Source organism: Sphingobacterium puteale, assembly GCF_003627955.1.
GTDB classification, from domain to species: Bacteria; Bacteroidota; Bacteroidia; order Sphingobacteriales; family Sphingobacteriaceae; genus Sphingobacterium; species Sphingobacterium puteale.
The window spans coordinates 1-747 of sequence record NZ_RBWS01000049.1; the positions used below are offsets into that span (position 1 = coordinate 1).

Annotated in this window: 2 tRNA genes and 1 rRNA gene; all 3 read right to left on the reverse strand. The window is 43.6% G+C overall.

The window, feature by feature from the left end:
* Nucleotides 1-327: 327 nt before the first annotated feature.
* Nucleotides 328-401, reverse strand: a tRNA-Ala gene (locus D7322_RS28270).
* Between the two features lie 99 nt (nucleotides 402-500).
* A tRNA-Ile gene (locus tag D7322_RS28275) sits at nucleotides 501-574 on the reverse strand.
* Between the two features lie 120 nt (nucleotides 575-694).
* A 16S ribosomal RNA gene (locus D7322_RS28850) occupies nucleotides 695-747 on the reverse strand; the annotation flags it as partial.

Consider the following 747-nt stretch of genomic DNA (forward strand, 5'->3'; position numbering starts at 1 on the left):
TCGCCTCTGAGAGCCTAGGCATCCCCCGTGTGCCCTTATTTACTTTCTTCACCGGCATAGCCTTTTGCTACTATGCGGCTGCTTTTGATATATATACCCGTATGCTACGTAATGATTCGTCCGGCATTCACCGGGGGTCTCCTCCTTACATCCGACACATACCAGTATTGTCTCTACTGTTGTCTTCTCTTGTAATTTTTTTTCTCTTTCAATATGTCAAAGAACTCTTTTTTTAGTAACCAGTAGTTAGATGTTAGTATTTAGACTCCTATATATCGCTATATCGTCATCTTCATACTAAATACTTGATACTATGTACTAAGAACGTGGAGAATAACGGATTCGAACCGTTGACCCCCTGCGTGCAAGGCAGGTGCTCTAGCCAGCTGAGCTAATTCCCCTCTTTTTTCAGTTTTAGATGTTAGACTGTAGTTAGATCCCTGTATGTCGCCATACATTTCTCTAAATACCAGATACTTTCCACTAAATACTTTATCAAGTAGTCCCGAGCAGATTTGAACTGCTGACCCCTACATTATCAGTGTAGTGCTCTAACCAACTGAGCTACGGGACTAGCTATTCTGTTCATCTCTTCTCTCAGGGACCGCTCCATCCGGGGCGGGCACTTTCTTCTGATGTTTTATTCTTTTTCAATCATATGTAACGTGACGAGTACCGGTCCGCGATACTCTAGAAAGGAGGTATTCCAGCCGCACCTTCCGGTACGGCTACCTTGTTACGACTTAG